Here is a 25,801-nt window from a genome sequence, read left to right as displayed (position 1 = left end):
GGGCGACCGCGCCGGGGGTCCGGGGAAAACCACACGGTCACACCGGGACGGCCACCCGCTGATCCTGCTCCGCCTGCCGGGCGGCCCGCTCGGCCAGCCGGCGTTCCCGCTCCTGCGCGCCGATCAGGTCGTCCGGCAGGGAGTCCTCGACCTCCAGGTCGAAGCGGCGCAGCAGCCGGATCGCGAAGCCGCCGAGGGTCACCAGCACCAGCATCGCGCCGAAGACCACGTACGCGAAGCCGATGCCCCGGCCCTCGCCGGTGCCGATCACCGCGCCCACCGAACCGGCGAGGGCCCCGCCCGGGGCGAGCATCGGCTCGAACAGAGCGGTGGCCGCCGGGGCGAGCAGGGCGAACCCGATCGGCAGCGTCGACCAGGAGATGGTCTGGTTCAGGCTGAACACCCGACCGTGGTACCGCTGCGGCACCTTCACCTGCACGATCGTGGCGTAGATGCTCTGCGCGGTGGTCATCGACATGGCCAGCCAGAACGCCCCGGCCGCGATCACCACCACCGACGCGTCCATCCCGATGATCACGCAGCCGACGGCGGTGCCGAGGTTGCCGACCAGCACGCCGATCATCCGGCGGTGCCGGGGGCCGCCCCACAGTGCCATGAGCACCCCACCGGCGACCGCGCCGCACGCCTCGGCCAGGGCCACCTGGGCGACCTCGGTGGCGGTGGCGAACGACAGCACCAGCGGGGTGGTCAGCACCAGCGCCGGGGCCAGGAAGATGTTGCCCAGCGCGAAGTAGCCGAGCATCAGCCGGAAACCCCTGTGGTGCCACGAGTAACGCAGGCCGTTGGCGATCGCCACCAGCAGCCGCTCCCGGGGCCGCCAGCCCAGCAGGTCCGGGAAGCGGATCACCGCGAGGGTGGCCACCGCCACCACGTAGCTGGCCACGTCGATCAGCAGGATGCCCTTGAGTTCGATCGCGGCGAGCAGACCGGCGGCGAACACCGGCATCATCAGCAGGGCGAAACCGTTGGAGAGCTGCGCGATGCCCATCGCGTGACCCAGGTAGCGCTTGGGCACCAGCTGCGGCACCGACGACTGGTACGCGATGCGCTGGAACGACGCCGCCACCTGGCTCAACGCCACCAGCAGGTAGATGTGCCACAGGGCCAGGTTCCCGGTCCACAGCAGGGCGGCCAGGACGAGCTGGATGCTGCCCGCCGAGGAACTGGCGATCATCATGATCTTCCGGCGGCTGACCCGGTCGGTGATCGCGCCGGCCACCGGGAGCATCAGCACGCCGCAGATCAGCGCGAGCGCCCACAGCAGGCCGAGGTTCGCCACCGACCCGGTCTGGGTGAACAACCAGATCGGCAGGGCGAACGCGGTCAACGCCGAGCCGGTGGTGGAGACCAGCTGCCCGACGGTGATCGCCAGGAACCGGGCCATGCTCGGCTTGACCACGTCCTTCGCCGGCCGGTCGTCGACGCCGACGCGCTGCCAGTCACGCAGCGTCCAGGCGGCGTCCTCGCCCTTCGCGGCCGGCTCCAGGGCCCGGGTGTCCCCGGCGGCCATCGCCCGGTGCGTCGAGGTGACCACCTCGGCCAGCTCGTCGGCCCGGTACTTCAGGAAGAAGTGCCCGGCCTGGTCCAGCACCACCAGGCCGACGGTGTCGCTGAGGAACTGCCACTCGGCGTACCGCTCGGTGTAGTAGTCGGTGACCGGGTCCTCCGAGCCGACCACCGAGACGATCGGGGCGCGCAGCTTGACCGCCTGCCGGTCCAGCAGCCCGGTGAAGTACTCCTCGGAGGCGCGGGAGTCGGCCCGCATGTTGCTCAGGATCCGGTCGGCCTGCTCCGGCTCCAGCTCGTCGGTGTCCACGCCCATCGACTTGAGCCAGCTCGCGTAGTGCCGGTTGCTGCGCAGTTTCTCCAGCCGGGTCCGCAGCGCCGCGAGGGGGCCCTTGGGGCGGGCGAACGGGAACATCGCCCCGATGTAGAGGGCGTCCAGGTCCCGGCCGGCCGCCTCGACCTTGCGGGCCACGTCGGCGGCGATGGCGCTGCCGACGCCGCAGTGCCCGTACAGGGCGACCGGTCCCTCGATCCGTTCCAGGATCTCCTCGGTGACCCGGGTGGTCAGCTCGTCGAAGGGCAACGCCGCCTCGTCGAGTCCGACGTCGTGGCCGGGGATGGCCAGCGACCACAGCGCGTGCCCGGCGGGCAGCGCGTCGGCCAGCGGCTGGTAGACGATGGCGCTGCCGCCGCCGTACGGCACGCACACGTAGGTGAGGGTGCGCCGGCCGGCCGGGACGGGCTTGGTCAGCTCGTAGAGCAGCCGGCGCGGGCCGTCGGCGTCCGCGCCGCCGGCCATGAACGCGGCCAGGTCCCGGATGGTGCGCTGCTGGAACAGGTCCATCACGCCGACCGGACGGGTGTCCAGGTCCGCCTTGCGGATCTTCGCGACGACCTGGGTGGCGAGCATGGAGTGCCCGCCCAGGTCGAAGAAGTCGTCGTCGATGCCGAGCGTGGGCACGCCGAGCACCTCCGACCAGATGGTGGCGAGCAGCCGTTCGGTGTCGTCGCGCGGCTCCACCAGGGCCACCGACGCCTCCCGGGTCACCACCGGGGCGGGCAGCGCCTTCCGGTCGAGCTTGCCGTTCGGGCTCAGCGGCAGGGCGTCCAGGGTGACGAAGGCGTTCGGCACCATGTACTCGGGCAGCCGGTCCTTGAGCGCCGCCTTCAGCGCCGCCGGCTCGGCCGTCCCGACCAGGTACCCGACCAGCCGCTTGTCGCCGGGGGTGTCCTCGCGGACGACCACCGCCGCCTCGGCCACCCCGGGCTGGTCGCGCAGCGCGCTCTCGATCTCGCCCAGCTCGATCCGCAGGCCGCGCAGCTTCACCTGATGGTCGATCCGGCCGAGGAACTCGACCACGCCGCTGCCGTCCGGCTGGACCCGCCAGCGGGCCAGGTCGCCGGTGCGGTACAGCCGGGCCCCGGGTTCGCCGGAGAACGGGTCCGGCACGAACTTCTCGGCGGTCAGCGCGGGCCGGCGGTGGTAGCCGCGGGCCAACCCGACCCCGCCCAGGTGCAGCTCACCGGCCACCCCGACCGGGCACTCGTCGCCGGCCGGGTCGAGCACGTGCAGCCGCAGGTTGGCGATCGGCCCGCCGATCGGCACGCTGGTCAGGCCGGCCAGCGCGGCCGGCTCGCACTCCCAGGCGCTGACGTCGATGGCCGCCTCGGTGGGGCCGTACAGGTTGTGCAGGCCGCACCAGGGCAGCCGGGTGGTGAACTCGACCGCCGCCGCCAGCGGCAGCTCCTCGCCGGAGCAGATCACCCGGCGCAGCGCGGTGGCCGTCTCGACGCCGTCCTCGGCGAGGAACACGGTCAGCATGGACGGGACGAAGTGGGCGGTGCTGACCCGCTCGGTGACCAGCAGGTCCCGCAGGTAGCCGGCGTCCTTGTGCCCGCCCGGCTTGGCCAGCACCAGCCGCGCACCGGTCTGCAACGGCCAGAAGAACTCCCACACCGACACGTCGAAGCTGGCCGGGGTCTTCTGCAGCACCGCGTCGTCGCCGCCGAGGCGGTACGTCCGCTGCATCCAGTCGAGCCGGTTGACGATGCCCCGGTGGGTGTTCGGCACGCCCTTCGGACGGCCGGTGGAGCCGGACGTGTAGATGACGTACGCCAGGTTGGTCGGGCCGGCGGTGGGCGTCGGGTCGTCGGTGGGCTGGTCTGCCCAGCCGGCCGGGTCGTCCAGGGCGAGCACGGTCGCCGAGGTCTCCGGCAGCACGTCCCGCAGGTGCTGTTGGACCAGCACCACCGGCGCGTCCGCGTCGGTGACCATGAAGGCCAGCCGGTCGGCCGGGTACTCCGGGTCGAGGGGCAGGTACGCCCCGCCGGCCTTGACCACGCCGAGCAGGCCGGCGACCAGCTCGAAGGACCGTTCCGCGCACACCCCGACCAGGGTCTCCGGGCCGACACCGGCGGCCCGCAGCCGGTGCGCGATCCGGTTGGCCGCCGCGTTCAGCTCCGCGTACGTCCAGGTGCGGCCGTCGAAGGTGACCGCCGGGGCGTCCGGGGTCCGGGCCACCTGCGCCTCGACCAGCCCGTGCAGGGTGGCGGTGGCCGGGAAGTCGGCGGCGGTGGTGTTCCAGCCGGCCAGCAGCGCCCGCTCGGCCGGGGTGGTCAGGTCCAGGGCGGAGACCCGGCTGGTCGGGGCGGCGACCACCGAGCGGAGCAGGGTGGTGAACCGCTCGGCCATCCGTTCGACGGTGGCCCGGGTGAACAGGTCGGTGTTGAAGACCAGCTTCCCCCACAGCCCGGAGCCGACCTCCACCACGTGCAGTTCGAAGTCGAACCGGGTGGCCCGCAGCTCCATCGGCTGCCAGGCGAAGTCGACCTCGGCGGCGGTGCCGGCGGCGGCTGCCCCGTCGGTGGTGGACCGGAACCGGCCCATCTCGTAGTTCTGGAGCACGAACATCGACTGGAAGACCGGGGAGCGGCTGACGTCGCGGGGCAGGTTCAGCTCCTGCACCACCCGGGCGAACGGCACCTCGGCGTGCTCGAAACCGTCCAGCACGCCGCGCCGGGTGCGCGCCAGCAGCTCGGTGAAGGTGGGGTCGCCGGCCAGGTCGGCCCGCATCGGCAGCATGTTGATGAACATGCCGACCAGGTTCTCCAGCTCCGGCGCGGACCGGCCGGCCACCGACGCGCCGACGGCGAAGTCGTCCTGACCGGCGTGCCGGCCCAGGAACACCTGGTACGCGGCGAGCAGCGTCATGAACAGGGTGCCGCCGGCGTCCCGGGTGAGCGCGTTCAGCGCGTCGGTGGTGGCCCGGTCCACGGTGAACTCGACGAAGTCGCCGTGGTAGGTCTGGGTGGCCGGCCGGGGCAGGTCCGCCGGCAGTTCCAGCGGGGTGATGCCGGCCAGCCGGGCGGTCCAGTAGTCCAGGTGGCCGCGGGCCTGCGGGCCGTCCAGCCGCTCGGCCTCCCAGCGGGCGAAGTCGCCGTACTGGATGGGCAGGGTGGGCAGCTCGCCGCCCCGGTACAGGGTGATCAGGTCGCGCAGCAGCACGTCCACCGACCAGCCGTCGCCGACGATGTGGTGCTTGCCGAGGAACAGCACATGGTCGTCGTCGGCCAGCCGGATCAGGGTGGCCCGCAGTAGCGGACCGGCCGCCAGGTCGAACGGCTCGACGGCGGCCCGGTCCACGATCGCCTGCGCGGCGGCCTCGTCGGCCGCGTCCACGACGGTCAGCGGCACCTCGACGTGCTCGGCGACCAGCACGGTCGGTCGGCCGTCGGCGTCGGCCGGGAACCGGGTCCGCAGCGACTCGTGCCGGTCGGTGAGCGCGCCCAACGCGGCCCGCAGCGCGGTCACGTCGAGCGGGCCGCGTACCCGCAGCGGCACGGCGATGTGGTACGCGGCCTCGCCGGGGGCGATCTGGTCCATGAACCAGACCCGCTCCTGGGCGTACGACAGGGGCACCGTGGCCCCCGGCGGCCGGGGGGTGATCCCGGCCGCCGGGGTGGCGCGGCGCTTGCGGAGCCGTTGCGCGATCAGCGCCTGGCGGGCGGCGTCGCGGGTCGCGGCGTCCTTCAGGTCCGTCATTCGGATGTTCCCTTTTCCGCCGCGAGCAGCGCGGCGACCTCGGCTTCGGAGAGTTCGTCGACCTCGGCGGCGATGAGCGCCTCGATCTGGGTGGCCAGGTCGGCGACCACCGGGGCGCTGAACAGGGCGCGCATCGGCAGGTCCACGTCGACCTCGGCGCGGATCCGGGACATCGCCCGCATGCCGCGCAGCGAGTTGCCGCCGAGGGCGAAGAAGTCGTCGAACGCGCCGACCTTCTCCACCCCGAGGATGTCGCCGAAGACCTCCGCCACCAGCGACTCGGCGTCGGTGCGCGGGGCCACGTAGGACGGGGTGTCGTCCGACGTGGCGGGGGCGGGCAGCGCGGCCCGGTCCAGCTTGCCGTTCGGGGTCAGCGGCAACGCGTCCAGGGTGACCAGGGCGGTCGGCACCAGGTGCGTGGGCAGCTGGCGGGCCGCCTCGGCGGTCACCTCCGTCGGGTCGGCGGTGCCGACCAGGTACCCGACCAGGTTCGGCTCGCCGGTGTCGGTGCGGACCACCACCACCGCCTCCCGGACGCCCGGGTGGGCGAGCAGGGTGGACTCGATCTCCCCCAGCTCGATGCGCATGCCGCGCACCTTCACCTGCTGGTCGCGGCGGCCCAGGTACTCCAGGGTCCCGTCGGCGCGCCAGCGGGCCAGGTCACCGGTGTGGTACATCCGCTCCCCCGGCGCACCGTACGGGCAGGGCAGGAACCGTTCGGCGGTCAGCGCGGGCCGGCGCAGGTAGCCCCGGGCCAGTTGCGTCCCGGCGACGTACAGCTCACCGGCCACGCCCGGCGGCACCGGGTTGAGCTGGGCGTCGAGCAGGTACGCCCGCATGTTCCAGGTGGGTCGGCCGATCGGCACCGGGCCGGCCGGCACCGGCTCGCCGGGGGCGATCCGGGCGGCCACGCAACCCACGGTGGCCTCGGTCGGGCCGTACTCGTTGACCACGGCCGCGTCCGGGTGGGCGGCCCGCCAGCCGGCGAGCTGTTCCCCGGTGAGCGCCTCGCCGCCGATCACCAGGTCGGCGGTGGGCGACAGGGTGGCGTCGAGCAGCGGCAGGTGGCTCGGGGTGACCTTGAGGAAGGCCGGCGGTCCGCCCGCGCGGGCGGCGGCCTCGTCGATGCCGGCCAGCCGGACCGTGCCGCCGGCGGTGAGCGGGCCGAGCAGGCCGGTGACGGTCAGGTCGAACGAGACCGGCGAGTGCAGCAGCGCGGTGCCGGCCAGCCCCGGGTAGGTGTCCCGGGCCCAGGCCAGGTAGGCGTGCACCGCCCGGTGCTCCACCACCACGCCCTTGGGGCGGCCGGTGGAACCGGAGGTGTAGAGCACGTACGCCGGGTGGTCCGGCCGCAGCGGGACGGTCCGCTCGGCGTCGGTCAGGTCGGCGGTCGCCCCGGCCGGGTCGGCGGTCCCGCCGTCCCTGGTCAGGCCCGCCGTATCCCCGGGACCGTCCCCGGTCAGGGCCGCGTCGAGGACCAGCGCGTCCGCCGGGACCAGTGCGGCGGTGTCCGGGGTGGTCAGCACCAGCGCCGGTTCGGCGTCGGCGAGCAGGTACGCGATCCGGCCGGCCGGGTAGCCGGTGTCGACCGGCAGGTACGCGGCACCGGACTTGAGCACCGCGAGGATCGCCACCAGCAGGTCGGCCGAGCGGGGCAGGGCCAGGGCGACCAGCTTCCCCGGACCGATCCCCCGGCCCACCAGCGTCCGGGCCAGCCGGTTGGCCCGGCCGTTCAGCTCGGCGTACGTGAGGGACACCCCGTCGGCGACCAGCGCGGTGGCGTCCGGGGTGGCCGCCACCTGCCGTTCGAGCACCGCGACCAGGGTGGACTCCGGTACGTCCCGGGCGGTGTCGTTCCAGGTGTCCAGCACCCGCTCGCGTTCGGCGTCGTCCAGCACCGGCAGCGCGGACACCCGGGTGTCCGGGTCGGCCACGGCGGCGGAGAGCAGCCGGACGTACCGGGCGGCGACCGTCTCGGCGGTGGCCCGGTCGAACAGGGCGGTCCGGTAGAGCAGCCGGCTGGTCGTGGTGGTGATGTCGAAGGCCAGGTCGTCCTTGGTGGTGCCGAGGGCGACCGGATCCAGACCGGAGTCCGGGATGAAGTTGAACGCGGTCTGGAAGACCGGCTGCACCGACGGGTCCCGCTGCGGCGCGATGGCCTCGACGATCGTCTGGAACGGGGTGTCGCCGTGTTCCAGCGCGTCGACCAGGGCGTCCCGGGTGCGGGCGACCAGCTCGGTGAAGGTCGGGTCGCCGGTCAGGTCGCAGCGCAGCGCCACCGGGTTGACGAACATGCCGATCAGCCCGGCCAGCTCGGGGTTGTCCCGGCCGGCGGTGGAGACCCCGACCACCAGGTCGGCGTCGCCGGAGATCCGGTGCAGCAGGGCGGTGAACCCGGCCAGCAGCACCATGTACGGGGTGGCGGTCGACCCGGCGGCGAGCTGCCCGACCCGGTCCAGCAGCCCGTCGGGCAGCGTGAAGTGCACCTCGTCGCCGGCGTAGCCCAGCTCGGCCGGGCGGGGCCGGTCCAGCGGCAGGGTGGTGGCGGCCGGCGCGTCGGCCAGCCGGTCCCGCCAGAAGGCGAGCTGCCGGTCCAGTTCCGCCCCGACGAGCTGCTGGCGCTGCCAGACCGCGAAGTCGGCGTACTGGATGGGCAGTTCGGGCAGGTCGACGGAGGTGCCGCCGAGGGCGGCGCGCGACCACGCCGCCAGTTCCTCGGTGAGGATCACCGCGGACCGGCTGTCGAAGACCACGTGGTGCACCACGCCCTGCAGCACCACCCGGTCGTCGGCCATCCGGACCAGCCGGGCCCGCCACAGTGGCGGGGCGTCCAGCGGGATCGGGGTGCGGGCCAGCTCGGCGAGCAGCTCGTCGAAGCGGGGCCGCTGCCGGTCCCCGGGCAGGTCACGCAGGTCGATGACCTCGAGGTCGACCGGCCCGGCGGCCCGGACCACCTGGGTCAGCGTCCCGTCGTCGACCCGCAGGTGGGTACGGAGCGCCTCGTGCCGGGCCACCACCGCGCCGAACACCGCGCTGGCCTGCTCGGGGGTGAGTCCCGCCGGGAAGGTCCACAGTAGCGAGACGTTGTAGACCGGGGAGCCGGCGTCGAGCTGGTTGGCGATCCAGACCCGCTCCTGCGCGTACGACGCCGGGAAGGTCCACTCCTTCGTGGTCACGCCAGCGCCTCACGCACCGAGCGGGGACGCATGTCCGTCCAGACGGTGTCGATGTGGGCCAGGCACTCCTCGCGGGTGCCGGCGAACCCGGTGTCCTGCCAGCCCGCGGGGAGCTCCCGGTCGGCCGACCAGATCGAGTACTGCTCCTCGTCGTTGCGGACGACCAGGAAACGCGGCTCGGACATCAGTTCTCTCCAGGGGTGTGCGGTTCGGCCATGGCGACAGCGATCTTGCGGGGTCCGGTGAACGGCTCCCGACCGTGCGCGGCGGTCATGTTGTCCACCACCAGCACGTCGTCGCGCTGGTAGTCGAAACGGACGCTGGCGGCACGATACGCGTCCCGCAGATGGTCCATGACATCGGTGGGGATCTCCGCCCCGTCACCGTAGTAGGTGTTCGACGGCAGCCCGTCGGGGCCGAAGAGTTCCAGCAGCCCCTCCTGGATGTCCTTGGCCAGGGTGCTGACGTGGAAGAAGGTGGCGTGGTTGAACCAGCGCGGGGTGTCCGAGCCGGGCCGGTGGTGGACCACCTCGCGCCGGGAGCGGGTCCGCAGCCCGTCCCGGCCGACCCACTCCAGCTCGATCCGGTTCGCCGCCGCGTACGCCTCGACCTCGGCCCGGTCGTCGGTGTTGAACACGTGCTGCCACGGGGTGCCGAAGTCGGCGTGGAAGTTCCGCATCAGCAGCCAGCCGCGCCGGACGAACTCCTCCCGGACCGTCGGGTCGATCAGCTCGTACACCCGGCGCACGTCGGCCAGCGGGGTCGCGCCCTGGGTGTCCGGCGGGGTGATGCAGTAGAAGAACAGCGTGAGCGGCCAGCGCGCCTGGTACGAGTTCTCGTTGTGCAGGAAGATCTCCTCGTCCTCCGGGTAGTCGGTGGAGGTGTAGACCTTCCCCTTGATGGCGTGCCGGGGCGAGGACCGTTCGGTGTAGGTCAGCGGCTCGCCGGCCAGCGCGCGGACCACCCGGTCGAAGCCGTCGACCCCGCCGACGTCGAAGCCGCGGAACAGCAGTCCGCCCTGCTCGACCAGGGTGGCGCGCAGTTCGGTACGCCGCCGGTCGATCAGCTCGGTGAGCGCGGTGCCGTCGTTCTCGACGAGCACCGGCAACGTGGCGATCGTGTCGCTCATGTGCTCAGGTCTCCTTGTCCTGGTCAGGCGCGGGGCAGTCGGGGGATGGCCGGGATGGTCGGCGCGGCGGCCGGTTCCTCGGCGGGTGCGGCGGCGCGCTGTTCCTCGATCCGGGCCGCCAGGCCCGCCACGGTGGGCGTCTCGAAGAGGCTGCGCATCGGCAGCCGGACCCCGGTGGCCTTGCGCATCGCCGCGATGAGCTGCACCGCGACCAGCGAGTTGCCGCCGAGGGCGAAGAAGTCGTCGTCCACGCCGACGGCGTCCAGGCCGAGGTTGTCCTGCCAGACGGCGGCGATGACCGCCTCCAGTTCGGTACGCGGCGCGGCCGAGGTGCCGGCGATGCTGGCGGCGGTCGGCCCGGTGCCCGGTCCGTCGTCGGTCTCCAGGCTCTCGGTGGTGACCCGGCCGGACCGGGACCGCAGGTCGGCGACGGTGCGGGTGGCGATGACGACCTGCGGGCCGAGGCCGGCGGCGAGGCTGCGGCGGAACGCCTCCGCCCCGTCGACCGGCCGGATGTCCTCGCCCGGGGAGGCGGACACCGACCCGGTGTCGGGGCCGGTGGCGGCGAGCCCGCCGGTGACCGCGTCGGAGTCGACCCGGCGCAGCACGAAGTCGCTGATGGACACCAGTTCCCGGCCGTCGGCGTCCAGCAGGGACAGGTCGGCGGCCACCACCTCGTCGGTGTCGCCGTCCCGGTAGCGCAGGTGACTGACCAGGTCCGCCGGCAGCGGGCCGCGCACCACGATCCGGCCGTACGACAGCGGCAGGTAGGTGCCGGAGCCCCGGCCCCGCCCGAACGCGGTCGCCACGTCCAGCAGCGCCGGGTGCAGCCCCCAGGCCGACAGGTCGCCGAGCGCCTCGGCGGGCGCGCTGATCCGGGCCAGTTCCCCGCCCGCGCCGAGGTGGTGCTCCCGCAGCGAGTTCCACCGGGGACCGAAGGTGAGCATGCTGGTGCGGCCCCGCCCGAACGACTGGTCGTCGTCGATGCGCCGGCAGCCGGCGGTGAGCGCGGCCAGGTCCCGGGCCGGTGGGGCCGGCTCGACGGTCCAGCCGGCCGCGCCGCGTACGTGGGTGCGCAGCTCACCGGCGGCCAGGCTGCGGACGGCGAAGTCGACGCCCTCGTCGGTGCCGGTCAGCTCGACCCGGTACTGGGCGACCGTGCCGTCCGGCACCGAGAACGGCTCCAGGAACACCACGTCGCGCAGTTCGACAAGCGCGTCCGGGGCCGGGGCGGGTACGGCGGCGGCCACCGCCGCGCGCACCGACTCCAGGTGGGCGGTGCCGGGCACCACCGGTACCCCGCCGATGCGGTGCTCGTCGAGCAGCCAGTGGGTGCCGGCGGAGACCAGGCCGTGCAGCACGGTCTCCGTCGCGCCGGTGACCCGGGTGGTGAGCACCGGGTGGTCGACGGTGCTGGTGACGGTGTCCCGGGCGGCGGCCCGGAAGCCGGCCGGCACGTCGGTCTCCACGGCCATTCCGACCTCGGCCCAGCCGCCCCAGTTCTGCGACAGCACCGGTGCCGACCAGCCCAGCCCGGACCGGGCGTACGCGTCCAGGGCGTTGTTGGCCGCGCAGTAGTCGACCTGCCCGAAGCCGCCGAGCACGGCGGTGATCGACGAGCAGAGCACCACGAAGTCCAGCGGCAGGTCCCCGAACACCTGGGCCAGGGCGAGGGTGCCGGCCACCTTCGGGGCGAGGACGCGTTCCGCGTCGGCCCGGTCCTTGATCTCGACCATGCCGCCGCCGGCCAGGCCGGCCGCGTGCACGATGCCGTCGACGCCGCCGTACGCCTGCTCGGCGGCGTCCCGAACCCGGCGCAGGTCGGCGGGGTCGGTGACGTCGGCGGCCAGCACCAGCACCTCGGCCCCGGCGGCCTCCATCCGGCGGATCGCGGCGATGGCCCGGCCGGCCCGGTCGTCGCCGTGCACCGCGAGGTGGTCGTCCCAGCGGTCCCGCGCCGGCAGGCCGGACCGGGCCAGCAGCACCAGCCGGGCCCGGAACCGCCGGGCCAGGTCCTCGGCCAGGGTGATGCCGATGCCGCCCAGGCCGCCGGTGATGACGTACCGGCCGCCGTCGCGGAGCACCGGGCCTTCCGTGCTGTCCGCGTCCAGGGTGACCTGCTCGTGGTCGGTGACCCAGCGGCGGTTGCCGCGCAGTGTCACCTCGGTGACCTCGCCCACCGGTCGGCCCAGTTCGGCGACCAGGGCGGTGGTGCCGGTGGCGGCCGGGTCGGCGTCGACCAGCCGTACGGTCACCCCGGGCAGTTCGGCGGGCAGCACCCGGGCCAGGCCGCGCAGGGTGGCGTGTTCGGGGCGGGTCAGGTCGGGTCCGGTGACGTCGCCGATGCCGGCGGTGACCAGGTCCAGGGTCAGCGGGCGTTCGTCGGCGGTGCGGCCGGCCCCGGCGAGCGCCTGCACCAGGTGCAGGGCGTCGAAGAAGCCCCGGTCCAGGGCGGTGGCGGTGGCCGCCAGGTCGGTGCCGGCCGGCTCGCCGTCCAGGGTGAACGCGTGGACCAGCCGGTCCGGCAGGTCGGTGCCGAGCGCCTCGACCAGCGCGTCGTGGTCGGCACGGACACCGGGCCGCAGCCGGTAGCCGTCGGCGGTGGCGGCGAACCCGTCGCCGGCCCGCACCGCGACCGGGTCGGCCCCGGCGGCGCGCAGCGCGGTGAGCAGGTCCTCGCCGCGCGGCCCGTCGACGAACACCAGGCAGCGGCCCGGCGGGGTACGCCGGGTCTCCGGGGCGGCCTGCCGCCACACCGGAACCGCGAACCACTCGGCCAGCGGGCGTGGGCCCCGCTCCGGCTCGGCCACGGCGGCCGGCTGCACCGGGTCGGCGTCGATCCAGTACCGCTTCCGTTCGAACGGGTAGGTGGGCAGCGGCACCCGCCGGGCGGCCGGGTCGGCGTCCAGCCGGACCGGGACGCCGGCGCTCCACAGCGCCCCGGCGGTGCCGAGGAGGGTGGCCAGGTCGCCGGTGTCCTCGGTCGGGCCGGGCAGGCTGCCCAGCGGGGTACGGACCCGCTGCTCCGGGGAACCCTTGGCGACCTGCATCCGGGCCAGGTTCGCCAACTGCTTGCCCGGCCCGCACTCGACGAGCTGCCAGACGCCCTCGGCGATCAGGGTCGCCACGCACGCCCCGAACCGGACCGGCTGGCGCAGGTGCGCCGCCCAGTACGCCGGGTCGGTGGCCTGCGCGTCGGTGATCCAGGTGCCGGTCACGTTGGACAGGAACGGCACCGTCGGCGGGCGCAGCGGCACGGCCGCCATCAGCGCGGTGAACTCGGCGAGGATCGGGTCCATCATCGGCGAGTGGAAGGCGTGCGAGGTGCGCAGCGGCTTGCACTTGCCCTTGCGGGTCTGCGCGTACGCCTCGACGGCCTCGTGGGGGCCGGCGACCACGCAGGTGCCGGGGCCGTTGACGGTGGCGACGGCGAGCCCGTCCGGCAGGGTTTCGGCGACCACCGACTCGTCCAGGCTGACCGCGAGCATCGCGCCGGCCGGCATCGACTGCATCAGCCGGCCCCGGGCGGCCACCACGCGCAGCGCGTCCGGCAGGGTGAGCACCCCGGCGACGGTGGCGGCGGCGTACTCGCCGATGGAGTGGCCGATCATCGCCGCCGGCTTCACCCCGGCCCGCTGCCAGAGCGTCGCCAGGGCGTACTCGATCACGAACAGGGCGGGTTGGGTGTAGCGGGTCTCGGTGAGCTTCTCCCCCGCGTCCGGGTCCCGGCCGAGGATCAGGTCCCGCAGGTCCAGGCCGAGTTCGGGGCGGAGCAGTTCGGCGCACTCGTCGACCACGGCGGCGAACGCCGGCTCCTCGGCGTACAGCTGCGCGCCCATCCCGGCGTACTGCGCGCCCTGGCCGGAGAACAGGAACGCCACCCGGGGCGTGGGGCCGTCGGCCACGCCGGTCTGCCGGCGGCGCGGGGTACGCAGCGCGGTGACCGCGTCGGCCAGGTCGGTGGCGACCACGGTGGCCCGGTGGGCGTACTCCTGCCGGCCGACGCGCAGCGTGTGCGCCACGTCGGCGAGCAGTTCGGGGCCGCCGTCGGTGGCGGTGGCCAGGTGGTCGGCGAGCCGGGTCAGCGCGGTGTCCAGCGCGGTCGGGGTCTTCGCCGACACGTGCAGCAGGTGCGCCGGCCGGATCCGCCGGTCGGCCCGGTACGCGGCCGGGGCCTCCTCCAGCACCACGTGCGCGTTGGTGCCGCCGATGCCGAACGAGCTGACCCCGGCCCGGCGCGGACCGGTGTCGTTGTCCCACTTGGTGAGGGTGTTCGTCACGTAGAACGGGGTGTCGGCGAAGTCGATCGCCGGGTTCGGGGTCTCGTAGTTGATGGTCGGCGGGATCAGCCCGTGCTCCATCGCCAGCACCGTCTTGATCACGCTGACGATGCCGGACGGCTGACTGAGGTGGCCGATGTTGCTCTTCACCGAGCCGATCCCGCACCAGCCCCGGTCGTCGGTGTCCTGGCCGTACACGGCGGCCAGCGCGGTGATCTCGATCGGGTCGCCCATCGCGGTGCCGGTGCCGTGCGCCTCGACGTAGCTGATGGTGCGCGGGTCCACGTCGGCCATCGCGACGGCCTGCGCGATGGCCTCCATCTGGCCGTCCACGCTGGGCGCGGTGAAACCGACCTTGCCGGCCCCGTCGTTGTTGATGGCGTTGCCCCGGACGACGGCCCGCACGGTGTCACCGTCGGCGATCGCGTCGGAGAGCCGCTTGAGGACGGTGACCCCGGAGCCGCTGCCCCACACCGTGCCGTTGGCGGCGGCGTCGAACGGGCGGCACCGGCCGTCCGGGGAGGTGAAGCCCTCCATGCCCATGAAACCGACCGCGTGCGGCAGCTCCACGTTCACCCCGCCGGCCAGCGCCATGTCGCACTCGCCGTTGCGCAGCGACTCGCAGGCCAGGTGGAACGCGACCAGCGAGGTGGAGCAGGCGGTGTGCACGGTGAAGCTCGGCCCGCGCAGGTCCAGCCGGTACGACACGTTGGTCGCCACGTAGTTCGGCGAGTTGCCGGTGGCGACCGAGACCGCCGAGTGCACCGCCCCGCCGACCCGCTTGTTCTTCGACACGTGCAGTTGCAGGTACAGGTTGCCGCCGGTGCCGGCGTACACGCCGACCGAGCCGTCGTAGCGGGCCGGGTCGTAGCCGGCGTCCTGCAACGCGGTGTAGCAGGTCTCCAGGAAGATCCGGTGCTGCGGGTCGGTGATCTCGGCTTCCCGGGCGGTCATCCCGAACAGGCCGGCGTCGAGTTCGTCGAACGCCTCCAGCACCGGGGCCCGGTTCACCCAGCTCGGGTCGTCGACCTCGTCGACGGTGGCGCCCCGGGCGAGCTGCTCCTCCCGGGTGAAGGTGGTCACCGACTCCACCCCGTCGACCAGGTTGCGCCAGAACTCGCGTACGTCCGCCGCGCCGGGCAGCCGGGCGGCCAGGCCGACGATCGCGATGGGTTCGATGCCGTCGCCCTCGCCGGAAAGGGAGGGGTTGTCCGGGTTGTTCATGAGGTCCTTCATTCCGCTGCGCCGCCGGGGCGGCGGGGTGGGGGGTTACGGCGGGTACGACTGCGTCGGGCGGCGGCGCGCAGCGCGGCACGGGCCAGTTCCGGCCGGTCCACGGCACCGTCGAGGTGGGCGGCGAGCGCCCGGATGGTGGGGTGTCGGAAGAGGTCGAGCAGCGCCACCGAGCGTCCGGTGGCGGCGGTCAACCGGGCGTGTACGGCGGCCAGGGCCATCGAGTGGCCGCCGATGTCGAAGAAGTTGTCGGTCACCCCGACCCGGTCCCGGCCGAGCACCTCCCGCCAGATCGCGGCGACCTGCTCCTCGGTGGTGGTGAGCCCGTCCGGGCCGGCGGGCAGCGCCGCGCGGGCCGGTTCGGTGGTGGCGGCGACGGCCATCGCGCCGAGTTGCGCCACCCGTACCGTCGGGCGGGGCAGCGCGACGGCGACCGTGTCGACCGGCTCGTGCGGGGCGGCGGCCAGCGCGCCGACCAGGTGGGCCAGGTCGGCCAGCAGGGCGTCGACCCGGTCGGCGTCGAACAGGTCCGGGTTGTAGACCACCTCGACGCCGAACCGGCCGTCCGGCTCGACCACGTACACGGTCAGGTCGAACGGGGAGCCCGGCTTGTCCACCCGGACCGGTTCGCCGGTCGTCCCGGCCAGGTCCAGCCGGGGCGGGGCGAAGTTGAGCACGTTGAACAGCACCTGCACCAGCGGTGCCCGGGTGGTGTCCCGGACGACCCCGAGCGCCTCGACGATCTTCTCCAGGGGCGCGCCGGAGTGGTCGGTGGCCTCGTGCAGCTCGGCGGTGGCATGGTCGACCAGGGCGGCGAAGTCGACCCCGTCGCCGCTGCGGACCCGTACCGGCACGGTGTCGATGAGGAAGCCGATCACGTCGTCGAAGGCGGCCAGCCGACGGTCGGCGACCACCGCGCCGAGCACGTGGTCGTCGCCGCCGGTGAGCCGGCGCAGCAGCACCGCGAAACCGGCCAGCAGGACGGCCGCGCTGGTCGTGCCCCGGGCGGCGGCGAGGTCCCGGACCGCCCGGTCCGCGTCGGCGGACAGGGTCACCGCGGCCTCCGCGCCGACGTAGGTCTGCACCGTCGGGCGGGGCCGGTCGCGGGGCAGTTCCAGCACGGTCGGGGCGTCCCGCAGGTGGTCGGCCCACCAGGCCACGTCGGCCGGGCCGCGTCGCCGGTCCCGCTCGGCCCGCCAGACCGCGTAGTCGGCGTACGAGACGGCCAGCGGCGGCAGCGTCGGATCCGCGCCGGTGACCGCCCGGTGGTACCCGGCGGCCAGGTCGGCGTAGAGCACCGCCTCGGACCAGCCGTCGAACACCGAGTGGTGCAGGGTGATCGCCAGCACGTGCTCGTTGACGCCGAGCCGGTACACGGTGACCTGCCAGGACGGGCCGGTGGCCAGGTCGAAGGCGTGCCCGGCCCCGGCGGTGAGCATGGCCCGCAGGTCGGCCTCGGGATCGGGGTGCCCGGTCAGGTCGACCACCGGTACCGGCACGTCGGTCGGTTCGGCGCACACCGCGTACGGCACCCCGGCGGTCTGCAGGATCCGCCAGCGCAGCACGTCGTGGCGTTCCGCGACGGCCCGCAGCGCCGCCCCGAGGGCCACCGTGTCCAGCGGGCCGCGCAGCCGGTGCGCCACCGCGATGTTGTATGGGGCGCTGGAGGTGGCGATCTGGTCGACGAACCAGAGCCGGCGCTGCGGCGCGGACAGGGTCGGCGGGTTGCCGGTGGTGAGCCCGTCGTGCTCGGCGGGCGCGGCGGCGCGGACCGTGTCGAGCAGCCCGCCGAAGGTCCGGCCGGCGACCACCGCGCGGGCGTCGACCTGCCGGCCGAGGTCGGCGCGGAGCGCGGCGACCAGCCGCATCGCGGTGACCGAGTTGCCGCCGGCGGCCAGGAAGTCGGTGTCCGGGGCGGGTACCGCGCCGAGCAGCCGGGTCCAGGCGCGGGTCACCGCCGCCACGACCGGGTCGCCGGTTCCGGCGGTCAGGTCACCGGTTCCGGTGGTCGGGTCGCCGGAGCCGGTGGCCGGGTCGGCCGGGCCGGCGGTCGGGCCGGCGGTCGGATCGGCGGGGTCGGTACCGGCGGGGTCCAGCGCGGCGGTGGCGCGGTCGCGCAGCGCGGCCCGGTCGAGTTTGCCGGTGGTCGGGCTGACCGGCAGCTCGGCCAGGCGCACCAGCCGCGCCGGCAGCATCGCCGGGGTGAGCCGGCCCGCCGCCCAGTCCCGGATCTCCGGGTCGGCGGGGGCGTCGGCGGGGGTGAGGAAGGCGACCAGTTCGGTGCCGGCCGGCCCGGCGACCGCCTCCACCGCGACCCGGTCCACGTCCGGGTGCCCGGCCAGCACCGCCTCGACCTCGCCCAGCTCGATGCGCTGGCCCCGGACCTTCACCTGCCGGTCGATCCGGCCCAGGTAGACCAGCCGTCCGTCGGGCAGCTGCCGGACCAGGTCGCCGGTGCGGTAGAGGCGTTCGCCGGGCAGCCCGGAGAACGGGTCGGGTACGAAGGCGGCGGCGGTCAGCCCGGGACGGTTCAGGTACCCGTCGGCCAGGCCGGGGCCACCGGCCAGCAGTTCCCCGCTCTCGCCGGGGGCGACCGGACGCAGCTCGGCGTCGACCACGTGCACCCGGTGGTTGGGCAGCGGCAACCCGATCGGGGTGGGGTCGGTCTCGTCGCCGGTCAGGTCGGCGGCCAGCACCGCCACGGTCGCCTCGGTCGGGCCGTACGCGTTGACGAACCGCCGGCCGGGCGCCCAGCGGGCGACCAGGTCGGCGGGGACCGCCTCGGCCCCGCACAGCACGGTCCGCCAGCCCGGCACCGCCGCCGGGTCGAGCAGGTCGAGCACGGTCGGGGTGAGCAGCCCCCAGGTGACCTCGTGGGCGGCCACGAACCGCTGCATCCGGACCGGGTCGGCCCGGTCGTCCGCGCCGAGCAGGCACACCGTCCCGCCGTGCGCCAACGGCACGAACAGGTCGATGACCGAGGCGTCGAAGCTCAGCGACGCGCTGGCCAGGCTGCGGGTGCCGGCGTCCACGCCGGTGCGGGCCGCCCAGCCGGTGACGAACTCGACCAGCCCCCGGTGGGTGACGCACACCCCCTTCGGCCGGCCGGTGGAGCCGGAGGTGAACAGCACGTACGCGACGTCACCGGGGCGGGCCGGGCCGGCGACCAGCGGGGCCGGGCCGGGCGACCCGACCGGCTCGACGCCGTCGACGTCGGCGAACCCGTCCCCGGCGGCGTCCCCGACGACGATCCGCACGCCCGCGTCCCGGACGATCTCGATCAGCCGCTGCTGCGGCCCGTCCGGGTCCAGCGGCAGGTAGGCGGCCCCGGACAGCAGCACGCCGAGCACGGTGACCACCAGGTCGGGCCGGCGGGTGGCGCACACCCCGACCCGGTCACCCGGTCCGACGCCCCGCCCGCGCAGCACGGCGGCCACCCCGGCGGCCCGTTCCACCAGGTCCCGGTAGGTGAGCCGGTCGTCCCACTGGCGTACCGCGACCGCGTCCGGGGTGCGGACCGCCCACTCGCGGACCAGGTCGGCGACGGTGACCTGCGGCCAGGGCAGGTCGGGGCCGGACGCGGCGGTGTCGGGGTGGGTCATGCCTGCTCTCCGGTTCCGCTGGCGGGGGCGTCGTGCGGGCCGGCGTCGGCCCGGTGCGCGGGGGCGTCGACGATGTGCAGCCGCAGTTCGCTGAAGTACCGCCGGCCGGCGGTGTCGGGCACCCACGCCTGCTCCGGGGTGGGCAGCATCTCGCTGACCGTCACCGACACCGTGTCGCCGCCCTCGGTGCGGGCGGTACGCAGCATCGAGCAGAACATCGAGGCGTAGAGCGGGCTGGTCAGGTCCAGGAAGCAGGGCTTGGTCTCGGTGGCGAGCTTGACGTACACCTGCTCGGGCAGGCCCAGCGCGCGCCGCCAGCGGCGGACGGCGAGGAACCGGTCCCGTTCCCCGGCGACGTCGGCCAGCCCGGTGCCGCCGATGGTGGTCCGCCAGGTCTCCCGGGCCACCACCAGCCGGTCCAGGGTGATCCGGGGGGTGTGCGCGGCGGCGGCGACCAGCTTGAAGCCGTCGACCGCGTGCAGGCTGAGCGGACCGGCGAAGATCTCGTCCAGGGTCCAGCTCTGCCCGTCGGCGGCCACCGCGACCAGCTCACCGTCCCGGTCGGCGACGGTCAGGTCCACGGTGGGCAGCACCCGGCCCGGCTCGGCCCCGGCGGCGGGCAGGAACGCCAGCTGGCGGTCGGTCGGGCCGACCAGGCTCTCCGCGACCCGGCTGGTGCGGCGCGGCCACTCGTGCGGGGGCAGCAGCCGGACCCGCCGCTCGCCCAGGTCCGCGACCAGGGCGGTACGCAGCCGCTCGACGTCCGGGTGGGCGGGGGTGAACACGGCGCAGTCGAACGACGCCCACGCGGCGTGCAGCTCGCCGAGCACCACGGTGTACTCGCCCCGGGCCAGCGCGTCGGTGTCCTCGGCGCAGATCTGCAGGTCAGGGCTGTGTAGCCGGCCGTTGGGCCAGTCCGGCCGGTCGGCCGGGAAAACCTCGGCGACCCGGTCGGCGAGCGCGGCCACCGGCACGTCGACCCGGCGGGTGCCGGCCGGCTGCGCGGCCAGGTCGAACAGTCCCGCCCAGCGGCGGGCGAACTCGGCGGCCACCGCGTCGACCGGTCGTTCGCCGGTGCCCCAGAACAGGCCCTGAGCCAGGAACCACAGATCGGCGAACGCCACCTCACCGCCGTCCGCGTCGGCCCGCAGGTCGTCGTGGAGCTGCCGGAACGCCTCGCCGTACGCCCGGCGCAGCGCCTCGACCAGCCAGCGGGCCGCCTGGAGCAGCACTCCCAGCGGGGCGGCGATCTCGGCCAGCAGCGGCCCGCCGACCACCGCGTCCAGGTCCCGGCTGGTGTCCTCGTAGCAGAGGGTCCGGCCGGCGTACATCTGGCCGTCGCGGCGGCGCGGCGACTCGCCGGTCAGCTCGGTGAACAGGGCGTCCAGTCCGGCCAGGGCCACGGCGAGCCGGTCCGGGTCGCCCGCGGCGGCGGCGACCGCCTCCCGGCCGGCGACCAGCCGGTCCAGGCCGGCGCGGGCCCGGGTACGCGCGTCCGGGTCGCCGATCGCGGCGATCCGCGCGGTGAGCACCTCTTCGGCGTCCGGGCTGACCGGCAGCAGCGCGTCCCAGGTGATCAGTTCCCGTTCGACGAACCGGTCCAGCAGCGCGTAGCCGTCCTCGGGGCGGCGCAGCCCGAGCGCCGGGTCGGCGACCACCTCGGCGGCGGGCCGGCGGCCGTCGCAGGCGGCCAGCAGCGCCGCCTCGGTCGGGGACAACTCCAGCGGCGGGCGACCGGGCCGGCGCAGGGTACGGCCGGCCAGGCTGAGGTGGGCGGCGAGCATCGGCGGCCACCAGCGGCGTACCGCCGGGTCGCGGCCGAGCGCGGCGGCGTACCCGGCCAGCGCCCACGACTCGAACACCACCCAGCGGCGGCGGGTCAGCCCCGGCCCGGGTACGGCGGTCAGCGCGGTCGGTGCGGCCGGGTCGACGGTCACCCAGCAGCTCGGCCCGAAGAAGCCGACCGTCTCGTTCTTGCCGCAGTACCGCTGCCAGTACCGCAGCAGGGCCTTCTCCCGGTCCCGGCGGCGGACGTTGCGCGGCGTGTCCGGGCCGGCCGCGACCAGCCCGTCCAGGGCGGTGAGCACGTTGCGGTTCTGCCAGGTGACCGCCTCGCGCAGCAGCGGGTCGGCGGCCAGCCCGCGCAGCGTCTCGCCACCGACGGCCAGCGCGGCGGCGCACTCGGCGTCGAACACCTCGGCCGGGCCGCCGTCGAGCAGGTCGTCGGCCGCCGCGGCGGCCTTCGGGGCGGCCAGCGCGGTCAGCCCGTCGGCCGGGAAACCGGTGGTCCGCAGCAGCGCGTCCCGCCACACCGACCAGCCGGTGTCCCCCAACGGCACCCGGTGCCCACCGGCCCGGACCGGTTCCGCGACCGTCGGTGGCGGCGGCGTGACGGCCGGGAGCAGGTCGGCGCGGATCACCGCGAGCACCTCGGTCAGCCGGTCGTGCAGGAAGAAGTGCCCGCCGTCGACGTCGTGCAGGGTGAACCCGGCGGCGGTGTGCCGCTCCCACGCCGCGCTCTGCGCGCGGGTCACCGCCTGGTCGGTCCGGCCGCTGAACACCACGATCGGCACCGGCAGCGGCTCCTCCGGGACGTACCGGTAGCTGTCCACCCGGCCGAAGTCGGCGCGCAGCAGCGGCATCAGCAACGCGACCAGCTCGGGGTGGTCGAGCACCCCGGCGGGCAGGCCGCCACCGGACCGCAGCCGGTCCAGCAGCTCGGAGTCGCTGGCCCGGGACAGCCCGTCGAAGTGGCTGACGTCGGTGACGTGCGGCGCGCGGGCCCCGCCGACGTACAGCCGGACCGGCAGGGTCCGCCCGGTCCGGCGCAGCTCGCGGACCACGTCGAAGCCGAGCCGTCCGCCCATCGAGTGGCCGTAGATGGCGTACGGGCGGTCGACCCGGGCGGCGATGGCGTCGGCGACCTCGGCGACGGTGAAGTTCGGGTCCTCGGCGATCCGTACCTCCCGGCCGGGCAACTGCACCGGCAGCACCTCGACGTCGTCGCCGATGGCGTCCCGCCAGCGCCGGAACGCGCTGATCCCGGCCCCGGCGTAGGGCAGGCAGAACAACTGCACCGGCGCGTGGGGACGGCGTCCGGTGGAGGGGAACCAGTTCACCGCTGGCCTTTCTGAGGGGGGTCGATCCAGTACCGCTGCCGCTGGAACGGGTAGGTGGGCAGCCCGGTGCGCCGCCCGCCGCCGTCCGGGTGCAGGGCGGCCCAGTCGACGTCCCCGCCGGCCAGCCAGCCGGCGGCCAGGTCGAGCAGTTCGGTCGGGTCACCGGCGGCCCGACCGCCGGTGGCGAGCAGTTCGTCCAGCGCGGCCACCGCGCCGGCCGGGTCGGCGGCGGCGACCACCGCCCGGCAACCGAGGGCCCGCCGGCCCACGGCCAGGGTCCAGGCCACGTCGGCCAGCGGCGCGTCGGTGCCGGCCAGGTGGGTACGGAGCCGGCCGAGCGCGGCCCGCAGCGCCGCCGGGGTACGCGCCGACACCGGCAGCAGGTACGCCCCGCCGGCCGGCTCGTCCACCGGCTCGTCCGGTGGTGGTTGCTCCACGGACTCGTCCGGTGGCGGCTGCTCCACCACGACGTGCGCGTTCGTGCCGCCCAGCCCGAACGAGCTGACCCCGGCGACCCGGCGCGGCACCTCCGGCCAGTCGCGCGCCTTGGTCGGCACGTGGAACGGCCCGGCGGCCAGGTCGATCTCCGGATGCGGGCGGGTGAAGTGCAGGTTCGGCGGGACGACCCCGTGCTGCACAGCGAGCACCGTCTTGATCAGCGACGCGACGCCGGCCGCCGCGTCCAGGTGCCCGATGTTGGTCTTGACCGAGCCGAGCGCACAGCTCTCGGCGGGGGCCGCGCCGGAGTACACCTCGTGCAGCGCGGCCACCTCGATCGCGTCACCGAGCGGGGTGCCGCTGCCGTGCGCCTCGATGAACCGGACCTCGCCCGGGGCCACCTCGGCGGCAGCGAGGGCGTTCGCCACGGCGGCGGCCTGCCCGGCCGGGCCCGGTACGGCGAACCCGGCCCGGTCCGCGCCGTCGTTGGTGACCGCCCAGCCGGGCAGGACCGCGTAGATGCGGTCCCCGTCGGCCTGGGCGTCGGCGAGCCGGCGCAACGCGACCACCCCGACGCCGGAGCCGAACCCGGAGCCGGCCGCCGCCTCGTCGAAGGCCCGGCAGCGGCCGTCCGGGGAGGCCAGCCCGCCGGCCCGGTACCGGGGCCAGGTGACGTTCACCCCGCCGGCCAGCGCCAGGTCGCACTGGTAGTCGGCGAGGCTCTGCGCGGCCAGGCAGACCGCGACCAGCGAGCTGGAGCAGGCGCTCTGGGTGGCCACCGCCGGGCCGGTCAGCCCCAGCCGGTACGCCACCTGGCCGGGCAGGTGGTCGGCGAACTGCCGGCCGACCAGCCGGGCTTCCCAGTCGTCCGGGTCGACGTCGCCGACCACGGCCGGGTTGTCCATCAGGTGGAAGAGGAAGTACCTGTTGGCGGAGGCGGCGGCGTACACGCCGACCAGGCCGGGGAAGCGGTCCGAGTCGTGGCCGGCGTCCTCCAGGGCCTCCCAGGCGGTCTCCAGGAAGATCCGGTGCTGCGGGTCGGTCCGGGCGGCCTCGTCCGCGCCGAACGAGAACAGCTCGGCGTCGAACTCGTCCACCCCGTCGAGCCGGCCGGCGGCCTTCACGTGCCGGGGGTCGGCGCGCAGCCGGGGCCCGATGCCCAGGGCGGCCAGTTCGGCGTCGGTGTGGTCGTGGATCGAGTCCACCCCGGCGCACAGGTTCCACCAGAAGGTGGCCACGTCGGGCGCGCCGGGGAACCGGCCGGCCAGCCCCACCACGGCGATCTCGTCGCCGGTGTACTCCCGGGCGGCGACCGGGGGCGGGACCGGGGTGGGCAGGGCCGGGGCCGGGGTGGCCGGGGCGTCGAGCAGCCGGGCCTGCGCCGCCACCGTCGGGTGCGCGAACAGCCGGGGCAGCGGCAGCCGGACCCCGAACCGCTCGGCCAGCCGCTGCTGGACCAGCCCGAGCAGCAGCGACTGTCCGCCCAGGTCGAAGAAGCTGGCGGTACGGCCGACCGTGTCCCGGCCGAGCACCGCGCACCAGATGTCGTGCACGGCCCGCTCGGTCGCCGTGCTGGGCTCCTCCCCCGCCGGTACGGCGGACGGCGGGTCGGGCAGCGCCCGCTCGTCGACCTTGCCGGTGACGGTGAGCGGGAACGCCCCGACCGGCACCACCGCCCGGGGCAGCGCGTACCCGGGCAGTTCCCGGGCCAGCGCGGCGCTCAGCGCCGCCGGGTCCAGCCCGGCCGGGGTGGCGTACGCGAGCAGTTCGCCGTCGCGGGCGACGGCACGGACGCCGGTCACCCCGGGCACGGCGGCGAGGACGGCCTCGATCTCGGTCAGTTCGACCCGGTGCCCGCGTACCTTGACCTGCCGGTCGAGCCGGCCCAGGCAGCGCAGGTTCCCGTCGGGCAGCCGCTGCCCCAGGTCGCCGGTGCGGTACGTGGGCGTCCCGTCGGCGGCCACGGTGAACCGGTCGCTGTCCAGGTTGAGGTAGCCGGGGGCGAGGTGCCGGCTGCGGACCACGATCTCGCCGGCCGGGTCGAGGTCCACGTCGTACCCGGGCAGCGCCGCACCGATCGGCAGCGGGCCGGTACGGGTGCCGTCCACCCCGGCCAGGGGCAGCGCGTACCGGGCGGCGAAGGTCGCCTCGGTGGATCCGTACCCGTTGACCAGGACGCAGTCGGGGGCGAACCGGTCGACGCCCCGGGCGGCGTCGGCCCAGGTGGCCTGTTCGCCGCCGAGCAGCACCACCCGGACCTGGTCGAGTCGACGGTCGCCGAGGGTGTCCAGCAGGAACCGGTAGACGGTGGGGGTGGAGTGGTAGACGGTCACCCGGTGCCGGGCCAGTTCGTCGGCGGCGTGGGCGAGGCCGTGCCGGCGCAGATCCACCGGGACGACGGCCGCGCCGGTGAGCAGCGCCGGCCACAGGTCGGGGATGGCCGCGTCGAAGCTGAACGAGGCGAGCAGGCTGAGCCGGTCGTCGGGGCCGATGGCCAGGGTGCCGATCTGGTTGTCGACGGCGTGCAGCAGGTTGCGGTGGGTCTGCCCGACCGCCTTCGGCAGGCCGGTGGAGCCGGAGGTGAACAGCACGTACGCCAGCGCGTCCGGGTCGACCGGCACGGGTCGCAGCGGGGTGGGCGCGGGATCGTCGACCACCACCACCCGGGTGCCGGGGCGGCCGGCGCTCAAGCCGTCCGCGAGGGCCTGTTGAGCGCGTCCGGTGAGGATGGTGCCCACCTCGGCGGCGTCGAGCATGTGCCGTAGCCGCTGCTCGGGGAAGCCCGGGTCCAGCGGCACGTACGTGCCACCGACGGCGGCGGTGCCGAGCATCGCGGCGACGGTCGGCACGCCGTGCGCGGTGAGCAGGGCGACCCGCTGCCCGGTGGACACACCGCTGGCGTGCAGCGCGGCGGCGTACCCGCCGGCCAGGGCGTCGAGTTCGGCGTAGTGGACCGGTGGGTCGATGCCGAGGACGGCGATGCGGTCGGGGTGCCGGCCCGCGACGCCGGTGAAGCGGTCGACGATGGTGGACTGCGGCATGTCAGTGTGCGCTGACCGCCCGTGCTCCGGTACGCACGCAGCGTTCGACACCTGTATTCATGATCCCCCCCAGGACTTCTACAGTGGAAGCAGCATATGGCGGGTCGATCAGGTGTAAAGATCATCGATAGGAGTCGGACCGAAGGGCCGACCCCGAGGTCAGACGTCGGATGCGAACATCCATCCGATCAGCCCTCTACCGCTGGCGCTTGTT

Annotated in this window: 8 protein-coding genes; all 8 read right to left on the bottom strand. The window is 74.9% G+C overall.

The window, feature by feature from the left end; genetic code table 11:
- Nucleotides 1–37: 37 nt before the first annotated feature.
- Genes PVK37_RS18485 through PVK37_RS18450 form a run of 8 tightly spaced genes read right to left on the bottom strand, consistent with a single transcriptional unit; the run spans nt 38 to nt 25,587 of the window.
- Nucleotides 38–5,569, bottom strand: a complete 5,532-nt coding sequence (locus tag PVK37_RS18485; RefSeq protein ID WP_275028715.1) for a non-ribosomal peptide synthetase/MFS transporter — start codon at nt 5,567–5,569, stop codon at nt 38–40.
- Entirely contained in the window at nt 5,566–8,745 is a 3,180-nt protein-coding gene (locus tag PVK37_RS18480; RefSeq protein ID WP_275028714.1) for a non-ribosomal peptide synthetase, read from the bottom strand. The genes PVK37_RS18485 and PVK37_RS18480 overlap by 4 nt, the downstream gene beginning before the upstream one ends.
- Nucleotides 8,742–8,930: an MbtH family protein gene (locus PVK37_RS18475; protein WP_275028712.1), complete on the bottom strand. Its 189-nt coding sequence runs from the start codon at nt 8,928–8,930 to the stop codon at nt 8,742–8,744. The genes PVK37_RS18480 and PVK37_RS18475 overlap by 4 nt, the downstream gene beginning before the upstream one ends.
- A complete protein-coding gene (locus tag PVK37_RS18470; RefSeq protein ID WP_275028710.1) occupies nt 8,930–9,874 on the bottom strand; it encodes a TauD/TfdA family dioxygenase in 945 nt (314 codons plus the stop codon). Before PVK37_RS18470 ends, PVK37_RS18475 begins: the two co-directional genes overlap by 1 nt.
- A gap of 23 nt (nt 9,875–9,897) precedes the next feature.
- Nucleotides 9,898–15,378 (bottom strand): type I polyketide synthase, encoded by a 5,481-nt coding sequence (locus tag PVK37_RS18465; protein WP_275028709.1) that lies wholly within the window; start codon nt 15,376–15,378, stop codon nt 9,898–9,900.
- 8 nt (nt 15,379–15,386) lie between these two features.
- Nucleotides 15,387–18,989: an amino acid adenylation domain-containing protein gene (locus PVK37_RS18460; protein ID WP_275028708.1), complete on the bottom strand. Its 3,603-nt coding sequence runs from the start codon at nt 18,987–18,989 to the stop codon at nt 15,387–15,389.
- Nucleotides 18,986–22,108: a thioesterase domain-containing protein gene (locus tag PVK37_RS18455; RefSeq protein ID WP_275028707.1), complete on the bottom strand. Its 3,123-nt coding sequence runs from the start codon at nt 22,106–22,108 to the stop codon at nt 18,986–18,988. Before PVK37_RS18455 ends, PVK37_RS18460 begins: the two co-directional genes overlap by 4 nt.
- Nucleotides 22,105–25,587, bottom strand: coding sequence for an AMP-binding protein (locus tag PVK37_RS18450; RefSeq protein WP_275028706.1), 3,483 nt, complete (start codon nt 25,585–25,587; stop codon nt 22,105–22,107). The genes PVK37_RS18455 and PVK37_RS18450 overlap by 4 nt, the downstream gene beginning before the upstream one ends.
- Between the last annotated feature and the right edge of the window lie 214 nt (nt 25,588–25,801).

The sequence above is a fragment of the Micromonospora cathayae genome (genome assembly GCF_028993575.1).
GTDB lineage: Bacteria > Actinomycetota > Actinomycetes > Mycobacteriales > Micromonosporaceae > Micromonospora > Micromonospora cathayae.
Note: the sequence above shows the minus strand (reverse complement) of the source record. Positions and strands in the feature narration are given on the sequence as shown.

Bases quoted from the DNA above. Each gene is read 5' to 3' on its own strand.
- PVK37_RS18485 (WP_275028715.1), bottom strand. From the start codon at position 5,569: ATGACGGACCTGAAGGACGCCGCGACCCGCGACGCCGCCCGCCAGGCG.
- PVK37_RS18475 (WP_275028712.1), bottom strand. From the start codon at position 8,930: ATGTCCGAGCCGCGTTTCCTGGTCGTCCGCAACGACGAGGAGCAGTAC.
- PVK37_RS18470 (WP_275028710.1), bottom strand. From the start codon at position 9,874: ATGAGCGACACGATCGCCACGTTGCCGGTGCTCGTCGAGAACGACGGC.
- PVK37_RS18465 (WP_275028709.1), bottom strand. From the start codon at position 15,378: ATGAACAACCCGGACAACCCCTCCCTTTCCGGCGAGGGCGACGGCATC.
- PVK37_RS18460 (WP_275028708.1), bottom strand. From the start codon at position 18,989: ATGACCCACCCCGACACCGCCGCGTCCGGCCCCGACCTGCCCTGGCCG.
- PVK37_RS18450 (WP_275028706.1), bottom strand. From the start codon at position 25,587: ATGCCGCAGTCCACCATCGTCGACCGCTTCACCGGCGTCGCGGGCCGG.